The 16,317-nt window shown below is 61.0% G+C and carries 17 protein-coding genes and 1 riboswitch; of the genes, 10 read left to right on the plus strand and 7 right to left on the minus strand.

Annotated features, from left to right (window positions below):
* The first annotated feature begins 166 nt into the window (after positions 1-166).
* The 4 genes from IEX53_RS09245 to cobT all read left to right on the plus strand — a co-directional run bounded on the left by IEX53_RS09245 (position 167) and on the right by cobT (position 4,194).
* Positions 167-787 (plus strand): J domain-containing protein, encoded by a 621-nt coding sequence (locus tag IEX53_RS09245; protein ID WP_188823701.1) that lies wholly within the window; start codon positions 167-169, stop codon positions 785-787.
* 149 nt (positions 788-936) lie between these two features.
* A complete protein-coding gene (cobS, locus tag IEX53_RS09250; protein WP_188823995.1) occupies positions 937-1,923 on the plus strand; it encodes a cobaltochelatase subunit CobS in 987 nt (328 codons plus the stop codon).
* A 27-nt stretch (positions 1,924-1,950) separates the two neighbouring features.
* The gene (locus IEX53_RS09255) at positions 1,951-2,298 is read left to right on the plus strand and encodes a GFA family protein (protein ID WP_188823703.1); all 348 of its coding nucleotides are present in this window, start codon (positions 1,951-1,953) and stop codon (positions 2,296-2,298) included.
* 18 nt (positions 2,299-2,316) lie between these two features.
* Positions 2,317-4,194 carry a cobaltochelatase subunit CobT gene (gene cobT, locus IEX53_RS09260; RefSeq protein ID WP_188823705.1) on the plus strand — a complete coding sequence of 626 codons (1,878 nt, stop codon included), beginning with the start codon at positions 2,317-2,319 and terminating at the stop codon, positions 4,192-4,194.
* A 42-nt stretch (positions 4,195-4,236) separates the two neighbouring features.
* Here cobT and IEX53_RS09265 read toward each other — a convergent pair whose 3' ends face one another.
* The gene (locus IEX53_RS09265) at positions 4,237-4,884 is read right to left on the minus strand and encodes a queuosine precursor transporter (protein ID WP_236016112.1); all 648 of its coding nucleotides are present in this window, start codon (positions 4,882-4,884) and stop codon (positions 4,237-4,239) included.
* An 82-nt stretch (positions 4,885-4,966) separates the two neighbouring features.
* The gene (gene rpmB / locus IEX53_RS09270) at positions 4,967-5,269 is read right to left on the minus strand and encodes a 50S ribosomal protein L28 (RefSeq protein WP_188823707.1); all 303 of its coding nucleotides are present in this window, start codon (positions 5,267-5,269) and stop codon (positions 4,967-4,969) included.
* A 232-nt stretch (positions 5,270-5,501) separates the two neighbouring features.
* Here rpmB and IEX53_RS09275 point away from each other — a divergent pair, with 232 nt between their 5' ends.
* Positions 5,502-6,305, plus strand: coding sequence for a DUF3108 domain-containing protein (locus IEX53_RS09275; protein ID WP_188823709.1), 804 nt, complete (start codon positions 5,502-5,504; stop codon positions 6,303-6,305).
* A gap of 171 nt (positions 6,306-6,476) precedes the next feature.
* On the plus strand, positions 6,477-7,367 hold the full coding sequence (gene yddG, locus IEX53_RS09280) for an aromatic amino acid exporter YddG (RefSeq protein WP_188823711.1): 891 nt from the start codon (positions 6,477-6,479) through the stop codon (positions 7,365-7,367).
* Positions 7,368-7,376: 9 nt separating this feature from the next.
* Here the strand turns inward: yddG and IEX53_RS09285 are convergent, their stop codons facing one another.
* Complete coding sequence (locus IEX53_RS09285; RefSeq protein WP_188823999.1) at positions 7,377-7,799, minus strand: MerR family transcriptional regulator; 423 nt, start codon at positions 7,797-7,799, stop codon at positions 7,377-7,379.
* A 71-nt stretch (positions 7,800-7,870) separates the two neighbouring features.
* Here IEX53_RS09285 and IEX53_RS09290 point away from each other — a divergent pair, with 71 nt between their 5' ends.
* The gene (locus IEX53_RS09290; RefSeq protein ID WP_188823713.1) at positions 7,871-10,189 is read left to right on the plus strand and encodes a heavy metal translocating P-type ATPase; all 2,319 of its coding nucleotides are present in this window, start codon (positions 7,871-7,873) and stop codon (positions 10,187-10,189) included.
* Positions 10,190-10,232: 43 nt separating this feature from the next.
* On the opposite strand, the gene IEX53_RS23855 is transcribed toward IEX53_RS09290, so the two are convergent.
* Positions 10,233-10,682, minus strand: a complete 450-nt coding sequence (locus IEX53_RS23855; RefSeq protein ID WP_236016113.1) for a hypothetical protein — start codon at positions 10,680-10,682, stop codon at positions 10,233-10,235.
* Positions 10,679-11,602 (minus strand): homoserine O-succinyltransferase, encoded by a 924-nt coding sequence (locus IEX53_RS09300; protein ID WP_188823714.1) that lies wholly within the window; start codon positions 11,600-11,602, stop codon positions 10,679-10,681. Before IEX53_RS09300 ends, IEX53_RS23855 begins: the two co-directional genes overlap by 4 nt.
* Positions 11,603-11,660: 58 nt before the next feature.
* Positions 11,661-11,739, minus strand: a riboswitch (SAM riboswitch).
* 134 nt (positions 11,740-11,873) lie between these two features.
* Here IEX53_RS09300 and hisC point away from each other — a divergent pair.
* Together hisC and IEX53_RS09310 are read left to right on the plus strand one after the other, a co-directional pair.
* Positions 11,874-12,974: a histidinol-phosphate transaminase gene (gene hisC / locus IEX53_RS09305; RefSeq protein ID WP_188823716.1), complete on the plus strand. Its 1,101-nt coding sequence runs from the start codon at positions 11,874-11,876 to the stop codon at positions 12,972-12,974.
* 4 nt (positions 12,975-12,978) lie between these two features.
* The gene (locus tag IEX53_RS09310) at positions 12,979-13,920 is read left to right on the plus strand and encodes a prephenate/arogenate dehydrogenase family protein (protein ID WP_188823718.1); all 942 of its coding nucleotides are present in this window, start codon (positions 12,979-12,981) and stop codon (positions 13,918-13,920) included.
* Here the strand turns inward: IEX53_RS09310 and IEX53_RS09315 are convergent.
* A complete protein-coding gene (locus tag IEX53_RS09315; RefSeq protein WP_188823720.1) occupies positions 13,897-14,913 on the minus strand; it encodes a DUF2125 domain-containing protein in 1,017 nt (338 codons plus the stop codon). The genes IEX53_RS09310 and IEX53_RS09315 overlap by 24 nt on opposite strands.
* Positions 14,914-14,981: 68 nt before the next feature.
* Here IEX53_RS09315 and IEX53_RS09320 point away from each other — a divergent pair, with 68 nt between their 5' ends.
* Positions 14,982-15,509, plus strand: a complete 528-nt coding sequence (locus tag IEX53_RS09320) for a gamma-glutamylcyclotransferase (RefSeq protein WP_236016114.1) — start codon at positions 14,982-14,984, stop codon at positions 15,507-15,509.
* Here IEX53_RS09320 and IEX53_RS09325 read toward each other — a convergent pair.
* A complete protein-coding gene (locus tag IEX53_RS09325) occupies positions 15,506-16,243 on the minus strand; it encodes a lysophospholipid acyltransferase family protein (RefSeq protein ID WP_373288620.1) in 738 nt (245 codons plus the stop codon). The genes IEX53_RS09320 and IEX53_RS09325 overlap by 4 nt on opposite strands.
* Between the last annotated feature and the right edge of the window lie 74 nt (positions 16,244-16,317).

Below are 16,317 nucleotides of genomic sequence, written 5' to 3' on the forward strand. Positions count from 1 at the left end.
TCTCCTCGTCCCATATAGCGGGCTCACTTCCCCTTTTGTGAGGCCAAGGCGTTCAAGTCAAATTCGCGCGACAAACGCGATTATTTTGCGACTCAGGCGCTATGGTGAGCATGAGTGGAATGTCAATTCTTGTATAGCAAACCGATCTTCTCATAATCCTGATTCGATGAAACCGAACTCGAAATATTTCGACCGCATCCGTATCCGCCCCCAGAAGGAGGCGGAGAAGAAGCCGAGCGCGCCGAAGTGCCAGTGGGATGGCTGCGATGCCGCCGGCACTCACCGTGCGCCGGTCGGGCGCATGCGCGAAGGCGAATATTTTCACTTCTGCATCGATCATGTTCGCCAATACAACAAGAGCTTCAATTATTTCTCCGGCCTTTCGGACAGCGATATCTCCCGTTTCCAGAAGGACGCCGTCACGGGCCATCGGCCGACATGGTCGGCGGGGGTGAATGCCTCGGCGCGCGCAACGCCGGAATTTGCCCAGATGCGCTCCGGCCGCGCTGCCTATCACAATAAGATGGGCGACCCCTTCAACCTGTTCGGCGATGCCAAGGCGCGCGCCGAAGCCCCGAAGGTGCGCAAGCCCAAGGCGCTGGAGGCGAAGGCGCTTCAAACCCTCGGACTTGACGCAAATTCGACTGGCGATCAGATCAAGTCGCGCTATAAGGAACTGGTAAAGCTCCATCATCCGGATGCGAATGGTGGGGACCGGGGTTCCGAAGACCGGTTCCGCGATGTGATCCAGGCTTATCAATTGCTTAGACAAGCCGGGTTTTGCTGAAGCGCCGATCTTGGCCAATAGAAGGGCTCGCCTCGCGAGTGTCCCCGGATTGCATTTGGGCATGATCCCGGAAGGCGGCAAACCTTTCGGACAAGATCATGCGGCTGGGATAAGCGTAATGCGGCGGATATTTCCGCTCTGGAGGCATGATGAACAAGGTTGAACGGGATATCGCCAATCTGCCGGACAAGACGGTTAGGGTAGCGGAAGTCTTTGGAATCGACACTGAAATGACCGCTCCGGCCTATAGCGCCGGCGATGCCTATGTGCCGGAAACCGATCCGGACTATCTGTTCGACCGACAGACGACGCTCGCCATCCTGGCGGGCTTCGCCTTCAACCGGCGGGTCATGGTGTCCGGCTATCACGGCACCGGTAAATCGACGCATATCGAGCAGGTCGCCGCGCGGCTCAACTGGCCCTGCGTGCGCGTCAATCTCGACAGCCATGTCAGCCGTATCGATCTCGTCGGCAAGGATGCCATCGTCGTCAAGGACGGGATGCAGATCACCGAGTTCAAGGACGGCATCCTGCCCTGGGCCTATCAGCACAATGTGGCGCTGGTTTTCGACGAATATGACGCCGGACGGCCCGATGTGATGTTCGTTATTCAGCGTGTGCTGGAATCCGCCGGCCGCCTGACGCTTCTCGACCAGAGCCGCGTCATCCGCCCGCACCCCGCCTTCCGCCTGTTCTCCACCGCCAATACGGTGGGCCTCGGCGACACGACGGGCCTCTACCACGGCACGCAGCAAATCAACCAGGCGCAGATGGACCGCTGGTCGATCGTCACCACGCTCAACTATCTGCCGCATGACAATGAAGTGGCGATCATTCTCGCCAAGGCCAAGCATTATCAGAATGCCGAAGGCCGCGACATCGTCGGCAAGATGGTGCGGATCGCCGATATGACGCGCGCCGCTTTCATCAATGGCGATCTTTCCACTGTCATGAGTCCGCGCACGGTCATCACCTGGGCCGAGAATGCCGATATTTTCAAGGATGTCGGCCTCGCCTTCCGCCTGACCTTCCTCAACAAATGCGACGAACTGGAGCGCCCGACCGTGGCGGAGTTCTACCAGCGCGTTTTTGGCAAGGAACTGCCGGAGTCGGCGGCGAACGTTGTCCTCGGGTAATTAGCCATTTTCCATAAGGGAAAGACGATGCAATATCACGGCAGCTGCCATTGCGGCGAAGTGCGCTACAAGGTCGATATCGATCTGTCGCAACCGATCGTCTGCAACTGTTCCTATTGCTCGCGCCGGGGCAGCATCCTCGCCTTCACACCAGCCGAAAATTTCGAGATGGAAAAGGGCGAGAAGAAGCTGACCGAGTACCGCTTCAACACGAAGAAAATAGAGCATCTGTTCTGCGAGGATTGCGGCGTGGAGTCGTTTTCGCGCGGGACGATGCCTGACGGCACGAAGATGGTGGCGATCAATCTGCGCTGCCTCGAAGGCGTCGATGTGGCTGATCTGAAACCCACCCCCTTCAACGGGCGTTCGCATTAAGGACTAGAAGGCGCAAACATGGCGAGCCAGTCGAACCGCAAGCCCGGACAAATCCAGGAAGCCTCGCTCGATTCTTTCAAGCGGGCGCTCACGGGCTGTGTGCGGGCGCTGGCAGGCACGAACGAAATGGAAGTCGCCTTCAGCAATGATCGCCCGGCTTTGATGGGCAACCGCGCGCGACTGCCCGATCTGCCGAAGCGTGCGACAGCCCATGATGTGGCGGTGACGCGGGGCCTCGGCGATTCCATGGCGCTGCGGCGCGCTTGTCACAATGCGCGCATCCACGCGACGCTTGCGCCCGATGGCAAGCAGGCGCGCGCCATCTTCGACGCGGTGGAACAAGCGCGCGTCGAGGCCATCGGCGCGCGGACGATGGAAGGCGTCGGACAGAACCTTGCCTCGATGCTTGCCGACAAATATGCCCGCGCCAATTTTCCCGCTATAACGGACCGCTCCGAAGCGCCGCTGGAAGAAGCGGTGGCGCTGATGGTGCGCGAAAAGCTCACCGGCCGCGCCGCGCCGGCGGAGGCGGGAAACGTGCTGGAGCTATGGCGCGACTGGATCGAGCAGAAGGCCGGCGCCAAACTGGCATATTTGGGCGACAAGCTGGAGGATCAGCAGGCCTTCGCCCGCGCGGTGCGCGACATGCTCGCCGCCATGGATATGGCGGAGGACCTTGGCAAGCCCGAGGACGCGTCCGACGAGGACAATGAAAACGAGGAAACGCCCAAGCCCGAGGACAATGAGGAAGGCGGGTCCGAGGAGCAGGACGGTTCCGACGCCGCAGACAGTGAGGACGCCGAGAGTTCGACAGAAGAGGGCGAGCAGGGCGAAGCTGAAGCGGCGGATAGTTTTGCTGACGAAATGGATGGCGACGACGATGTGGACGCCGAGACGCCCGGCGAGGCGCGCCGCCCGAGCCAGCCTTTCGCCAATTTCGCCGCCGAGATCGACTATCAGGTCTTCACACAGGAATTCGACGAGACGGTCGAGGCAAGCGAGCTTTGCGACGAGGCAGAGCTGGACCGGCTGCGCGCCTTCCTCGACAAGCAGCTTTCCAATCTGCAGGGCGTCGTAGGGCGGCTCGCCAACCGGCTGCAGCGGCGGCTGATGGCACAGCAGAACCGCTCGTGGGATTTCGACCTGGAAGAAGGCTATCTCGATCCGGGTCGTCTGGTGCGCGTTGTCATCGATCCGACGCAGCCGCTTTCCTACAAGCAGGAGCGCGACACGGATTTCCGCGACACGGTGGTGACGCTGCTCATCGACAATTCCGGCTCGATGCGCGGCCGGCCGATAACGGTCGCCGCGACCTGCGCCGATATCCTCGCCCGTACGTTGGAGCGTTGCGGGGTGAAGGTTGAGATTCTCGGCTTCACCACACGGGCATGGAAGGGCGGTCAGGCGCGTGAGGCCTGGCTCAGCCGCGGCAAGCCCGCCAATCCAGGCCGGCTCAACGATCTGCGCCACATCATCTACAAAGGGGCCGACGCGCCTTGGCGCCGTGCCCGCCGGAATCTCGGTCTGATGATGCGCGAAGGGCTGCTAAAGGAGAATATCGACGGCGAGGCATTGATCTGGGCGCATCAGCGGCTGATCGGCAGGCCCGAGCAGCGCAAGATCCTGATGATGATTTCCGACGGCGCGCCGGTCGATGATTCGACGCTTTCGGTCAATCCGGGCAATTATCTGGAGCGCCATTTGCGCGCGGTGATCGAGGAAATCGAAACGCGCTCACCTGTAGAACTCATCGCCATCGGCATCGGCCATGACGTGACGCGCTATTATCGCCGGGCGGTCACCATCGTCGATGCGGAGGAACTGGCCGGCGCTATGACCGAGCAGCTTGCCTCGCTGTTCGATGAGTCAGGGCGGCGGGTTACGCGGGGGCGGTAGAGCGGTTCTTGCCTTGATGGATTTAGCGCCAAGCGCTATTTCTTATTCTGCGGCAGCCTTAACCGCTCGTCCCGACGAATAGAGCGTCGGGTGGAAGATCGCGAGGATCGTGCCGTAAGGCACCAGCATCACGGTGCCCATCACCAGCTTGACCACGAAGTCACCGCAGGCGAGCGAGAGCCACAGCGGAAGCTCAAACCCGAAGAACGACACCGGATTGGCCAGCGATGAATCGGGCATGCCGGTGAGTCGGTCGATCCAGGCGAAATGCGCGGCGAAGGCGATAGAGAAGAAAAGAAGCGTATCGAACACGGAGCCGAAAATGGCACCAGCCCAAGGCGCTTTCCACCATTGCTGCTGGCGCAACTGGTTGAAGACCGTGATATCCATCAATTGCGCGAACAGGAATGCGCTGGCTGAGGCGATGGCGATGCGGGGCGTCGCCAGCCAAGCCGATATGACAAGCCCGATCACGAACCCGGCATAGACCACCTTGCGCGCGGCTTCAGGACCGTAGCGGCGGTTCGTGAGGTCATTGACCAGAAAGGCAATGGGATAAATGAACGCGCCCCAGGTCAGTATCTCGTGCAGCCCGAAATGATTGAACGGATATTGCACGAGAATATTCGATGCGACGACGACGGCGCACATCGACAGGACGGGCGGAACAAGCGAGCGGAGATTTGGCATTTTTTTATCCTGGGTGATGGAACCAGCGAACAAAACAAAGAGCCGGCAAAAGCCGGCCCTCAATGGTCAGGAATGCGATAGATCAGGCAGCAGCGACAGCAGCTTCGGCCAGCTTCTTGGCGATCTGGCGCTTCAGCAGGCGGGCGCGCTGCGAGAGTTCCTTGTCGTCCGCCTTCGTCAGGAAGGCGTCGAGGCCGCCGCGATGCTCGACCGAGCGCAGCGCATGGGCCGAAACGCGCAGACGGTAGCTATGGCCGAGGGCTTCAGACATCAACGTGACATCGCAGAGATTCGGCAGGAAGCGGCGACGCGTCTTGTTGTTGGCGTGGCTGACATTGTTGCCGTACTGGACCGCTTTACCGGTCAATTCGCAAGCGCGGGACATGGGTCTCACCTTCAAATTCTGTTTTCAGGCTCCCATGTCCAAAAAATCTCTCGCATGAACGCATATGGTGATGCGTGGCTTGCGGGCGCGCATTTCGGACAGGCGGCCTTCTGGGAAAGTCGCGTTTCTATAGTGTGAGGTGCCGTCCGCGTCAAGCTCAATCGAAAGGTAAGCATTGCAAGCCGCGCAGCGGTGCTTATTTTACTGAAACAACGATGCGAGTTGAGGAAAAATGGCGGCTTTTAACAGGATTTTGCGCCGATTGAGCGCGGGGGCGGCGGTTTGCGGCCTTTGTTTCGGGTTTGTCGCAGGGCCGGCCTTCGCGGCGGAGACCTACCGGACGGACTATGAAATCTCGATTTTCGGCCTGAACATCGCGCGTTCCGGCTTTGAAACGAAGGTCAATAACGGCGCCTATGATCTTTCGGGGACGCTTGCGAGTTCGGGGATCGCGCGCGTTTTCGATCAGGTCGATGGGACGATCCATGTCACGGGTAGCGCTTCGGCGGGGGGTATCGTGCCTTCCTCCTATGAAGTGAAATACCGGATGTCCAAGAAGAACAAGCGCACGGCGATTGTTTTTTCGGGCGGTTCGGTCACTTCGGTCGAGAACACGCCGCCGGTGAAGAAGCGCAAGCCTTGGGTCGAGACCGGGCCGAACGATTTGAAATCGGTGGACGACCCCTTGAGCGGGTTGATGATACAGGCGGCAAGCCCGCAGCAGGTTTGCGGGCGCACATTGCATATTTTCGACGGGCAGACCCGGGCCGATCTGCAATTGACCCATAGCGGGACGAAGCCCTTTTCCACCAAAGGGTTCAAGGGCGAGGCGGTGACCTGCTCGGTCCGATTCATCCCCATCTCGGGCTATCAGAAGGGCAAGAAGGCCATCGATTATCTCAAGGACAAAAGCCGGATCAGCATCGCCTTTGCTTCGCTCGGCAATTCCGGTATTTATGCGCCGGTCGCGGCAAGCGTGGGGACGCAGATCGGGACGGTTTCGGTTTATGCAACGCGGTTTGAGAAAATAAACTAGGGTGTGTTGAGTTTCAGGTGAGGACGGTCTGCAAATGGCGGTTTTCTGCGCTTCCGGTGCTCATGTACGAAAAGTGCACTCCGCTCCGGTTCTCGAAAACCACCATTTTCGCTGCGCCCTGACCTGAATCTCAACACACCCTAAGCCGGGGCTTTCGTTGGGAGGGGACAAATGGTCAGGCTGGCAACGCTTATCGGTTTTTCGGCCGTCGTCATGTGGGCGCTTCTTGCGCTGCTTACCGCCGCCTCCGGCACGGTGCCGCCATTCCAGTTGACGGCGATGACTTTTGCCATCGGAGCGAGCCTGGGCCTTGTTTCCTGGATCTGGCGACCCGGCGCGATGCAGCATCTGAGACAGCCGGTAGCGGTCTGGCTTCTCGGGATTGTCGGCCTTTTCGGCTACCATTTCCTTTATTTCACGGCGCTGCGCCATGCTCCGGCGGTTGAGGCAAGCCTGATTGCCTATCTCTGGCCGCTGCTGATCGTGGTCGGCTCGGCGCTGATGCCGGGCGAGAAGCTGAGATGGTATCATGTGGCGGGGACGCTGCTCGGCCTTGCCGGAACGGCGCTGATCGTCACGAAGGGCGGTGGTGTCGGCTTCGAGGCGAAATATCTGTTCGGCTATGCCATGGCCGGCCTATGCGCGCTCACCTGGTCCGCCTATTCGCTGCTGTCGCGCCGCTTCGCCGCCGTGCCGACCGATGCGGTGACAGGATTCTGCATCGTCACGGCCATCCTTTCGCTGCTCTGCCATCTCGCATTGGAACAGACCGTCTGGCCGGAAACGGCGGGGCAATGGCTCGCCATTCTCGGGCTGGGGCTTCTGCCGGTCGGTGCGGCCTTCTATGCCTGGGATTTCGGCGTCAAGCGCGGCAATATCCAGGTACTGGGCGCGGCGAGCTACGCGGCGCCGCTGCTTTCGACGCTGGTGCTGATCCTCGCCGGTTCGGCAGAGCCGAGCTTGCGCATCTTCGCCGCCTGCCTGCTGATCACCTGCGGCGCGGCATTGGCGGCAAAGGATATGATCCTGTCGCGCCGCAAGGAGCCGGTTCCGGCGGAGTAAACTACCTGCTTAGTGAGTCGCGTGCAGGCACTCGTCGTGATGGCCGAGCACTTCGATCACCCGGCATTGATCGATCCGGCCATGGGCGGTGCATTCCAGCATTCGCAGCAACTCAGTCTTTAGCGACAGGAGCTTGCCGATGCGCATTTCCACATCCTCGAGCCGGGCGCGCGCGATAGCGTCGGCGGTCTCGCAGGATTGATCGGGACTGTCCTGCAGGTCGAGCAGGGTGCGGATGGCGTCGATCTCGAAGCCCAGATCCCGCGCGTGGCGGATGAAAACCAGTCGCTCAATCTCACGCTTGCCGTAAAGGCGGCGGTTGCCTTCGGTGCGCGGCGGGGCGGGCAGGAGGCCGATCTGCTCATAATAGCGAATGGTTGGCACCTTCACGCCGCTTGCTTTCGACGCCTCGCCAATAGGAACTTCAGCCAGCATTTTTCCTCTTGCTCCTCTAGTTGCTAGAGGATGTAGGCATTGTTGCAGACGATGCCAAGAGGGCCAAAATGATGAACCAGATTCGCATTCAGCCGCATGATCATAGAGAAAGTGGCACCTGTTGCGGGCCGGACGGTCATGGCCGTGCCAAACCGCAGCATCAGCATGTGAGCGAAAGCGCCTGCGGTAGTCCGAAGGAAAATGACTCGTGCTGCAGCGGTTCCCACGATCATAATGACGACGACCATGGCCACGACGATCACAACAGGGAAATCGCCGCGACGGCCCACAGCTTCCGTTTCACGGTCGAGGGAATGGATTGTGCCTCCTGTGCTGCGAAGATCGACACAGCGGTGCGCCGGCTGCCCGGTGTGCGCGATGTCTCGGTTTCAGTCACCAAAGGCAGGATGACGGTCAATCACGATGGCACTGCGACGGCCGAAGAAATCGCCGCCAAGGTCACCGGGCTGGGCTACAAGACATCCCTCTTCGCCCATGAAAGGGGGGAAAAGCCGGCGGAAAGGGGGGGAACATCTCCGTGGTGGGGGACCCCAAAAGCGGCAATGCTGTTCGTTTCGGGTGGTTCTCTCCTTGCCGCCTATGGTCTCAGCCATTTTTATCCTTCCCTCGAACCTTGGGCCTTCACGGCCGCAATGCTGGTCAGCCTCGTGCCGATTGCCCGCCGCGCCCTCATGGCGGTGGTCAACGGCACGCCCTTTTCCATTGAGATGCTGATGACCATCGCGGCTCTCGGCGCGCTCGTCATCGGTGCGACCGAGGAAGCGGCGATGGTGGTTTTCCTGTTCCTCATGGGCGAATTGCTGGAAGGCGTGGCGGCAGGACGAGCGCGGGCGAGCATCCAATCGCTGACCGCGCTGGTACCGAAGACGGCTTTTCTCGAGCGCGATGGATCGACGAGGGAAGTCCCGGCGGAGGATTTGCAGGTCGGTGACGTGATCGCCGTGCGCCCCGGAGACCGTGTGCCCGCCGATGGCGATATCCTCTCCGGGAGAAGCGCCGTCGATGAAGCCCCTGTGACGGGTGAAAGCACGCCTGTTGCCAAGGAAGTGGGTGACAAGGTCTTCGCCGGCACGATCAATGGCGATGGCGTGCTGCGCGTAAAAGTGACGGCAGCGGCGAGCGACAACACCATCGCCCGCGTTGTGCGTCTGGTGGAGGAGGCGCAGGAGGCCAAGGCTCCGACCGAGCGCTTCATCAACCGCTTCTCCACTTATTATACGCCGCTCGTCGTGGTGGTGGCGGCGCTGGTCGCGGTTCTGCCACCGCTCGTCATGGGCGCGAGCTGGAACGAATGGATTTACAAGGGCCTTGCGATCCTGCTGATCGGCTGCCCCTGCGCGCTTGTTATCTCCACCCCGGCAGCCATTGCGGCGGCGCTTTCCTCTGGGGCGCGGCGCGGCCTCTTGATGAAGGGCGGCGCAGTGCTGGAAACTATCGGCAAGATCAATGCCGCCTGCTTCGACAAGACCGGTACGCTCAGCGAGGGCAAGCCGCGGGTGACGGATGTATTCCCCGCCGCCAATAACGAGAAGGAGCTGCTGCGCTATGCAGCCTCGCTCGGCGCGGGTTCCAGCCATCCGCTCTCTGTGGCGATCGTCACGGCGGCGGCGGCGCGTGGATTGGAACGCTTGCCTATCACGGAAAGCAGGGCGCATGGCGGCAAGGGCGTCTCGGGCCGGGCTGGTGCGGTGGAGCTGTTCCTTGGCTCGCCGCAGGCGGCGGCGGAGTTGGCGGCGCTGCCTGACGATCTGGCTGCCCGGATTGCGACCTGCAACGATGAGGGCAAGACCGTGTCGGTGCTCGTTGCCGACAAGAAAATCGCCGGAGCTATCGCCATGCGGGACGAGCCGCGCGCCGATGCGGTGGCGGGCTTGAAGCGGCTGAAAGAGGCAGGCATCCGCACGGTAATGCTGACCGGCGACAACCGGCGCACGGCGGCGGCCATCGGGCGTGAGCTAGACATCGAGGCACGGGCCGAGCTTTTGCCCGAGGACAAGCAGAGGATCGTCGGCGAGTTGCGCCGCGAGGGTCTTGTTGTCGCCAAGGTTGGCGACGGCATCAACGATGCGCCAGCGCTCGCCGCCGCAGATGTCGGCATCGCCATGGGAGGCGGCACGGATGTGGCGCTTGAGACGGCGGACGCGGCTGTCTTGCACGGACGGGTGAGCGACGTGGCGGAGATGATCGACCTCTCCAAGCGCACCATGCGCAATATTCGCCAGAACATCACCATCGCGCTCGGGCTAAAGGTCGTCTTCTTCGGCACGACGATCATCGGCATCACCGGGCTTTGGCCAGCGATCCTTGCCGATACCGGGGCGACGGTGCTGGTGACGATGAATGCGCTTCGGCTACTGCGTAAGTAAATGAATCGAAAATAGGAGCGCTCGGTCCCCTCTTCACGATTCGCTATTTCCCGATAAGCTGCTGTATCCGCGCCTTATATTGCTTTGCAAAGGCGAGGTGCTGGGGGTTGACGTCGCGCAGTTCGTCGACCAGTTGCGGCTCGTTTTCCGCTTCGGCGGCGGCGAGGCTACCCATCAGGGCGAAATAGCCGACGATGTAGTCGCGCGCCTTTATCCCATGCTTCGAGAGGACCGCCATCACATCGGGCCGTTTTTCGACTCCGGCGGTGAGCGAGTCGAGCGTTACCGGTCCGGTGGGCGCTTCCTCGTCCTGCGCCGCCAGATTGAGCGTTTGCAGTTCCGTCTGCACCGCTTCCATCCGGGTAAGGAAATCATCGGTGAGATGAAAGGCGTTGACTTCCTTCTGCGTCGCCAGCGAGGCTTGCGCGGCGGAGGCGGGTGCCATCAGGGGAGCGAGGATGAAGCTTAGGAGCAGCAGGCGCAGCACGCTCATCGATTGCTTCCGATCTTTGCCAGGTCATATTCGGTGGTCTGGTAGACCCGGTTGATCCAATTGCCGAAGAGCAGATGCGCATGGGAGCGCCAGCGGTTGAGCGGCGGATGCAGGGGATTGTCGCCGGGAAAATACTCATGCGGCAACTCGACCGGCACACCTGCGGAGACATCGCGATCATACTCCTCCTTGAGCGAGGTGGAATCATATTCGATGTGGTTGAACATATAGAGCCGGTTGCCGGTGGGCTCCGTCATCAGGCACGGGCCGGTCTCGTCCGATTCGATCAGTACATCGAGGCCCGATCCGGGCGGGATGTCGCCGGCGCGCACCTCGGTCCAGCGCGAGACGGGGATGGAGAAATCGTCGGAGAACCCGGCAAGATAGGGCGAAGCGGGCGCGTTGTTGCTGTGCCGGAACACGCCGAAAGCCTTCTTTTCCAGCGTGTATTTCGGCAGGCGATGGAAATGCCAGGCCGCGGCCATCGCGCCCCAGCAGATGAAGAAGGAGGAATGGACATTGGTAGTCGTCCATTCGAAAATGCGCGTGAGCTCGTCCCAATAGGTGACGTCCTCGAAGGGCAGCAGCTCAACCGGCGCGCCGGTGACGATGAAGCCGTCGAATTTGCGGTCCGCGATCTCCTCCCAGGTCTGGTAGAAGGTGATGAGATGCTCTTCGGGCGTGTTCTTGGCCTTGTGGTTGCCGATGCGCACCAGCGTCAGTTCCACCTGCAGCGGCGAAGCTCCAATCAGCCGGGCGAACTGTGTTTCCGTGCGGATCTTGTTCGGCATGAGGTTCAAGAGCCCGATCTGCAGGGGGCGGATGTCCTGGCGCAGCGCGGTGCGCTCGTCCATCACGGAGACGCCCTCACGCACCAGCACTTCGCGGGCGGGAAGCTCATCGGGTATCTTGATCGGCATCACATTACTCCAAACAAAAAGACCGGCGGGCGATATGCGCCGGCCGGTCCCCAATGGATTCATGTATCCATCGGCCACTTTAGCAAGTTGTTTAACGTGGCTGCAAGCCGGCCGGCCAAATCACCACACATTCCAGAAACCTTTTAGGCCTCCTGCCCCTTTGCGTCAATGGAAGCGATGGGCTAAAGCATGATCCCGAAAAGTTGCAGACTTTTCGGATAAGATTATACGCCGAACAAATTGTGGCGCTCTATTTTTCAGGATCGTTCCCATGACTTCGCTCGACCGTCCCACTCCGAAAGCCGGTGTCCTCGATATCGCGGCTTATGTTCCCGGCAAGGCAGGCGCACCCGGCGCGGCGAAGGTCTATAAGCTCTCGGCGAATGAGTCGCCGCTGGGACCGAGCCCCCATGCCGTAGAGGCCTACCGGTCGGTTGAGCCGGGCCTCGGCATCTATCCGGACGGGCAATCGAAAGTCCTGAAGACGGCAATCGCCGAAGCGAACGGACTTAACCCAGCCAATATTCTTTGCGGCAACGGATCGGGCGAGCTTCTGAGCTATCTCGCGGAAGCCTATCTCGCGCCCGGCGATGAGGCTGTTATCACCGAACACGGCTTCCTGCTCTATAAGGTGCAGACGCTGGCTGCGGGCGCAACGCCTGTCACGGTGAAGGAGAAGGACGCGCGGGTCGATGTCGATGCGGTTCTTGCTGCCGTCACACCCCGGACCAAGGCCGTCTTCATCGCCAATCCGAACAATCCGACCGGAACATATCTGCCGTTCGAGGAGGTGCGGCGACTCCATGCCGGGCTGCCGACACATGTGCTGCTCGTCCTCGACGCGGCTTACTGCGAATATGTCCGCCGCAACGATTATGAAGCGGGGGTGGAACTGGTGTCGTCCAGCGAGAATGTCGTGATGATCCGCACCTTCTCGAAGGTCTATGGCCTGCCGGGCCTGCGCATCGGCTGGATGTATGCGCCTGTTCATATCATCGATGCAATCGACCGGCTGCGCGCGCCGTTCAATCTGAACAGCGCCGCCATCGCGGCTGGCGTCGCCGCGATCAGGGACAAGGCGCATGTGGAGAAATCGGTCGCCTATAATGAGAAATGGCTCACCTGGCTTCACGAGGAATTGACCGCGCTGGGCCTCAAGGTCACGCCCTCGGTCGCCAATTTCCTGCTCATCCATTTTCCTGACGAGAATCCGGAGAAATCGGCGGAGAAGGCAGACGCTTATCTGACTGAGCGGGGCTATATCCTGCGCCGGGTCACCTCCTATGGGTTCCCCAACGCGCTGCGCTTGACCGTCGGCCCGGAAGAGGCCAATCGCGGCGTCGTTGCCGCTCTCGCCGAATTTTTGAAGTAAAGCCATGCTGGACATTCATTTTGAGAAGATCGCGCTTGTTGGTATCGGCCTCATCGGTTCCTCGCTGGCGCGGGTGATCCGCCGCGAGGGGCTGGCAGGCCACATCGCTATCGCCACCCGCAGCGCGGAAACGCTTGACCGGGCGGAGGAGCTGGGTCTTGGCGACAGCTACACGACGGATAATGCAGAAGCCGTGAAAAACGCCGATCTGGTGGTCGTGTCGGTTCCGGTAGGATCTTCAGGGCTGGTGGCTAAGCAGATTGCCGGTAGCCTCAAAGAGGGCGCCATCGTCAGTGATGTCGGCTCCACCAAGGGGTCGGTCATCGCGCAGATGCAGCCGGAACTGCCTGACAATGTCCACTTCATTCCCGGCCATCCGATTGCCGGCACCGAATATTCCGGACCGGACGCGGGCTTTGCCGAGCTTTTCACCGGGCGCTGGTGCATCCTCACCCCTCTGCCGGACGCCGACGAAGAGGCCATCGCCAGGCTCTCCGCCTTCTGGGAGGCGTGTGGCTCGCGAGTGGACCGGATGGACCCGCAGCATCACGACCAGGTGCTCGCCATCGTCTCGCATCTGCCGCATCTCATCGCCTACAACATTGTCGGCACGGCAAGCGATGTGGAGAAAGTCACGAAGTCGGAAGTGATTAAGTATTCCGCTTCCGGTTTTCGCGATTTCACCCGCCTTGCCTCGTCCGATCCGACGATGTGGCGCGATATCTGCCTTCACAACAAGGATGCGATCCTCGAAATGCTGGGTCGCTTCTCGGAAGATCTCGCCTCATTGCAGCGCATGATCCGCTGGGGCGATGCGGATGGCCTGTTCGATCTTTTCACGCGCACGCGTGCCGTGCGCCGCGGCATTATCGAGGCGGGGCAGGAAGTGGACGCACCGGATTTCGGCCGTCAGGCCGCTGCGTCAAAGGGCCGGGATCGTACCTAGTGGGATGAAGCCTGCCGTCGCCTTGCCGTCCTTGACATTGACGGTGAGGGTCGGCGCGCCGTTTTCGTCCTTGGGCATGGCCGAGAGCGCGAAAAGCAGAGTCGAGATGTTGCGCCGCTGATCGGGGAAAAGGGCCTGCGCCGTCTCACCCAGCGCCTGCGGATTGACGAGGCTGAGGCGGAACGTGCCGTTGATGAGGCCTTCATCGTCAACCGAGAACGGGCCGGAAAGAGTCAGCGATCCACCCGAGGGAAGCGAAATCACGGCTTTCCTGATTTCGCCGGATTGCCCGCGCAGCCGTTCCTCGACCGGCCCCGGCCGTGAGGCGAGGATGCTTGCTGCATCGGCAAAGACCACATCTGCGGAGCCTGAAAGCGGCGGCAGGGCCGTGTCGCCGATGGCAGCCTCGGAAAGCGTCAGCCCATTGAAGGTAGCATTCGTCTGCAGCGGGCCTTTAAAGCCGCTTGCCTCGAAATGCATGTTGGCGACTCGCGCGAGCGGTGTCGTACTCGTGGTCTCGTTGCGAATGCTGATGCTCAAATCCTTGGCATCGGTGGCCACGCGCGACGGGATGGGGCGGATGAGCTCGGCGCTCGACGTCAGCTTGTTCCAGCGAAGTTCCAGCGGCATCAGGCCGGGGACGCTTACAAAAGCGGGGCTGGTGATTTCGCTCGTCAGGCTGCGGGGCGCATAGATCGGCGAGCCGGATTGGATGCGCCCGGCGAGGAAGGAAATGCCGGCTGTGGGGCGCTGCCAGGAAATGCTGTCGCAGACGACATCGAGGCGCAGCGGATAGCCTGACGTGTGGAGATTCTCACAATTGGCGGAAATGCCCCTGGCGGAAAGCCTGGCGAGATCGGCCTCGGCGCGGGCCTCGATCTGTCCGGCGGCATAGAACCAGCCTGCCGTATAGCCGGCGGCGCCGATGAACAGCGCGCCCGCCAGCAACAGCCAGCCTTTGCTTTTTCTTGTCTGCGAAACGCTTGACGGCATAAAGAAAGCCTCATTATTCACTTAGCGTTGTCTTCAGCACTCGCCGGATGCCGAGCATAAGAATGGATATGAGCGATTTTTGGGTGTTTGGCTATGGCTCCCTGATGTGGAGGCCGGGTTTTGCCCATGTTGAGACGGCGCGCGCCCATCTTCGGGGCTATCGAAGGGCGCTCTGCATTCGTTCCCATACCCATCGCGGTACGCCGGAGCGTCCGGGCCTCGTGCTGGGGCTTGACCGGGGCGGCTCCTGCCTTGGCCTTGCCTTCCGTGTGCCCGGCGAACTTGCCGATGAGGTGCTTCCTTATTTGCGCGCCCGCGAGCTTATCAGCCATGTCTACTTTGAAAAGCGCCTTCCCGTGCGCCTAAATGACGGGCGTTTGGTGGAGGCGCTGACCTATGTGGCCGACCGGCGCCACCGGCAATATGCCGGTGCGCTTCTCGCGGCGGAGGCGGCGGAGATCGTCGCGGGGGCCTGGGGCCAGTCAGGGGCCAATGTCGATTATGTGGTGAGCACGGTCGATCATTTGCGCAAGATGGGCATCCGAGATCACGGGCTGGAAAACGTGGCGGCGCTGCTTCCCAGCCCGGTTTCCTAGTGATTTTCCGGCAGCTCGACGCCTAATTCCTTTAACCGCTGGATGGTCGTCGGCGGCATGGGCGGCGGGTTCTCATCCTTCGCCGCCTCGATCAGAAGTTCGTCGCAGGCGGCTTCCGTCACTTCAATCAGGCGCTTCAGGAAGGTTTCCTTGTCGAGTCCGGGCTCGATGGGAGGCAGCACGCGGCAGCGAATTGTGCCGGGATAACGCAGGAACTTGCGGCGCGGCCAGTAGAGGCCGGCATTGTGTGCGATGGGCACCACGGGCAGGCCGAGATCGGCATAAAGATGGGTGATGCCGCTCTTATATTGGGGCGGCGCGCCGGGGGCGCGGCGGGTGCCTTCGGGGTAAATCAGGATCTGCCGGCCGTCGGCAACGGCCTTGCGCGTGCCAAGCGTGATCGAACGCAGCGCGGCGGCGCGGCTGCCTCTGTCGATGGGGATCATCCGCATCTTGGCGACATACCAGCCGAAAAGCGGAATCCACATCAGCTCCCGCTTGAGGATCAGCACCGGGTCGTCAAGCTTGGGCAGGAAGGCATAGGTGTCCCAAAAGGACTGGTGCTTGGGCGCGCAGATATAGGCGCCCTCGGGAATGTTCTCCAATCCATCTATGACATAATCGGTTCCGGCAATCGTTTTCTGGAGCCAGAGATTGGATCGGGCCCAGTTTTTCGGGACGATCCATGCCTTCTTGCGCGGCATGAAAAAATAAACCGGTGCCAGCACGATCATCTGGATGATGGTGTTGAGATAAAGCGCTGCATTGAACAGCAATGAACGGATAATGATAATCACGAGCGCCCGCC

The organism is Paramesorhizobium endophyticum (assembly GCF_014640615.1).
In the GTDB taxonomy this organism is placed as follows: domain Bacteria; phylum Pseudomonadota; class Alphaproteobacteria; order Rhizobiales; family Rhizobiaceae; genus Paramesorhizobium; species Paramesorhizobium endophyticum.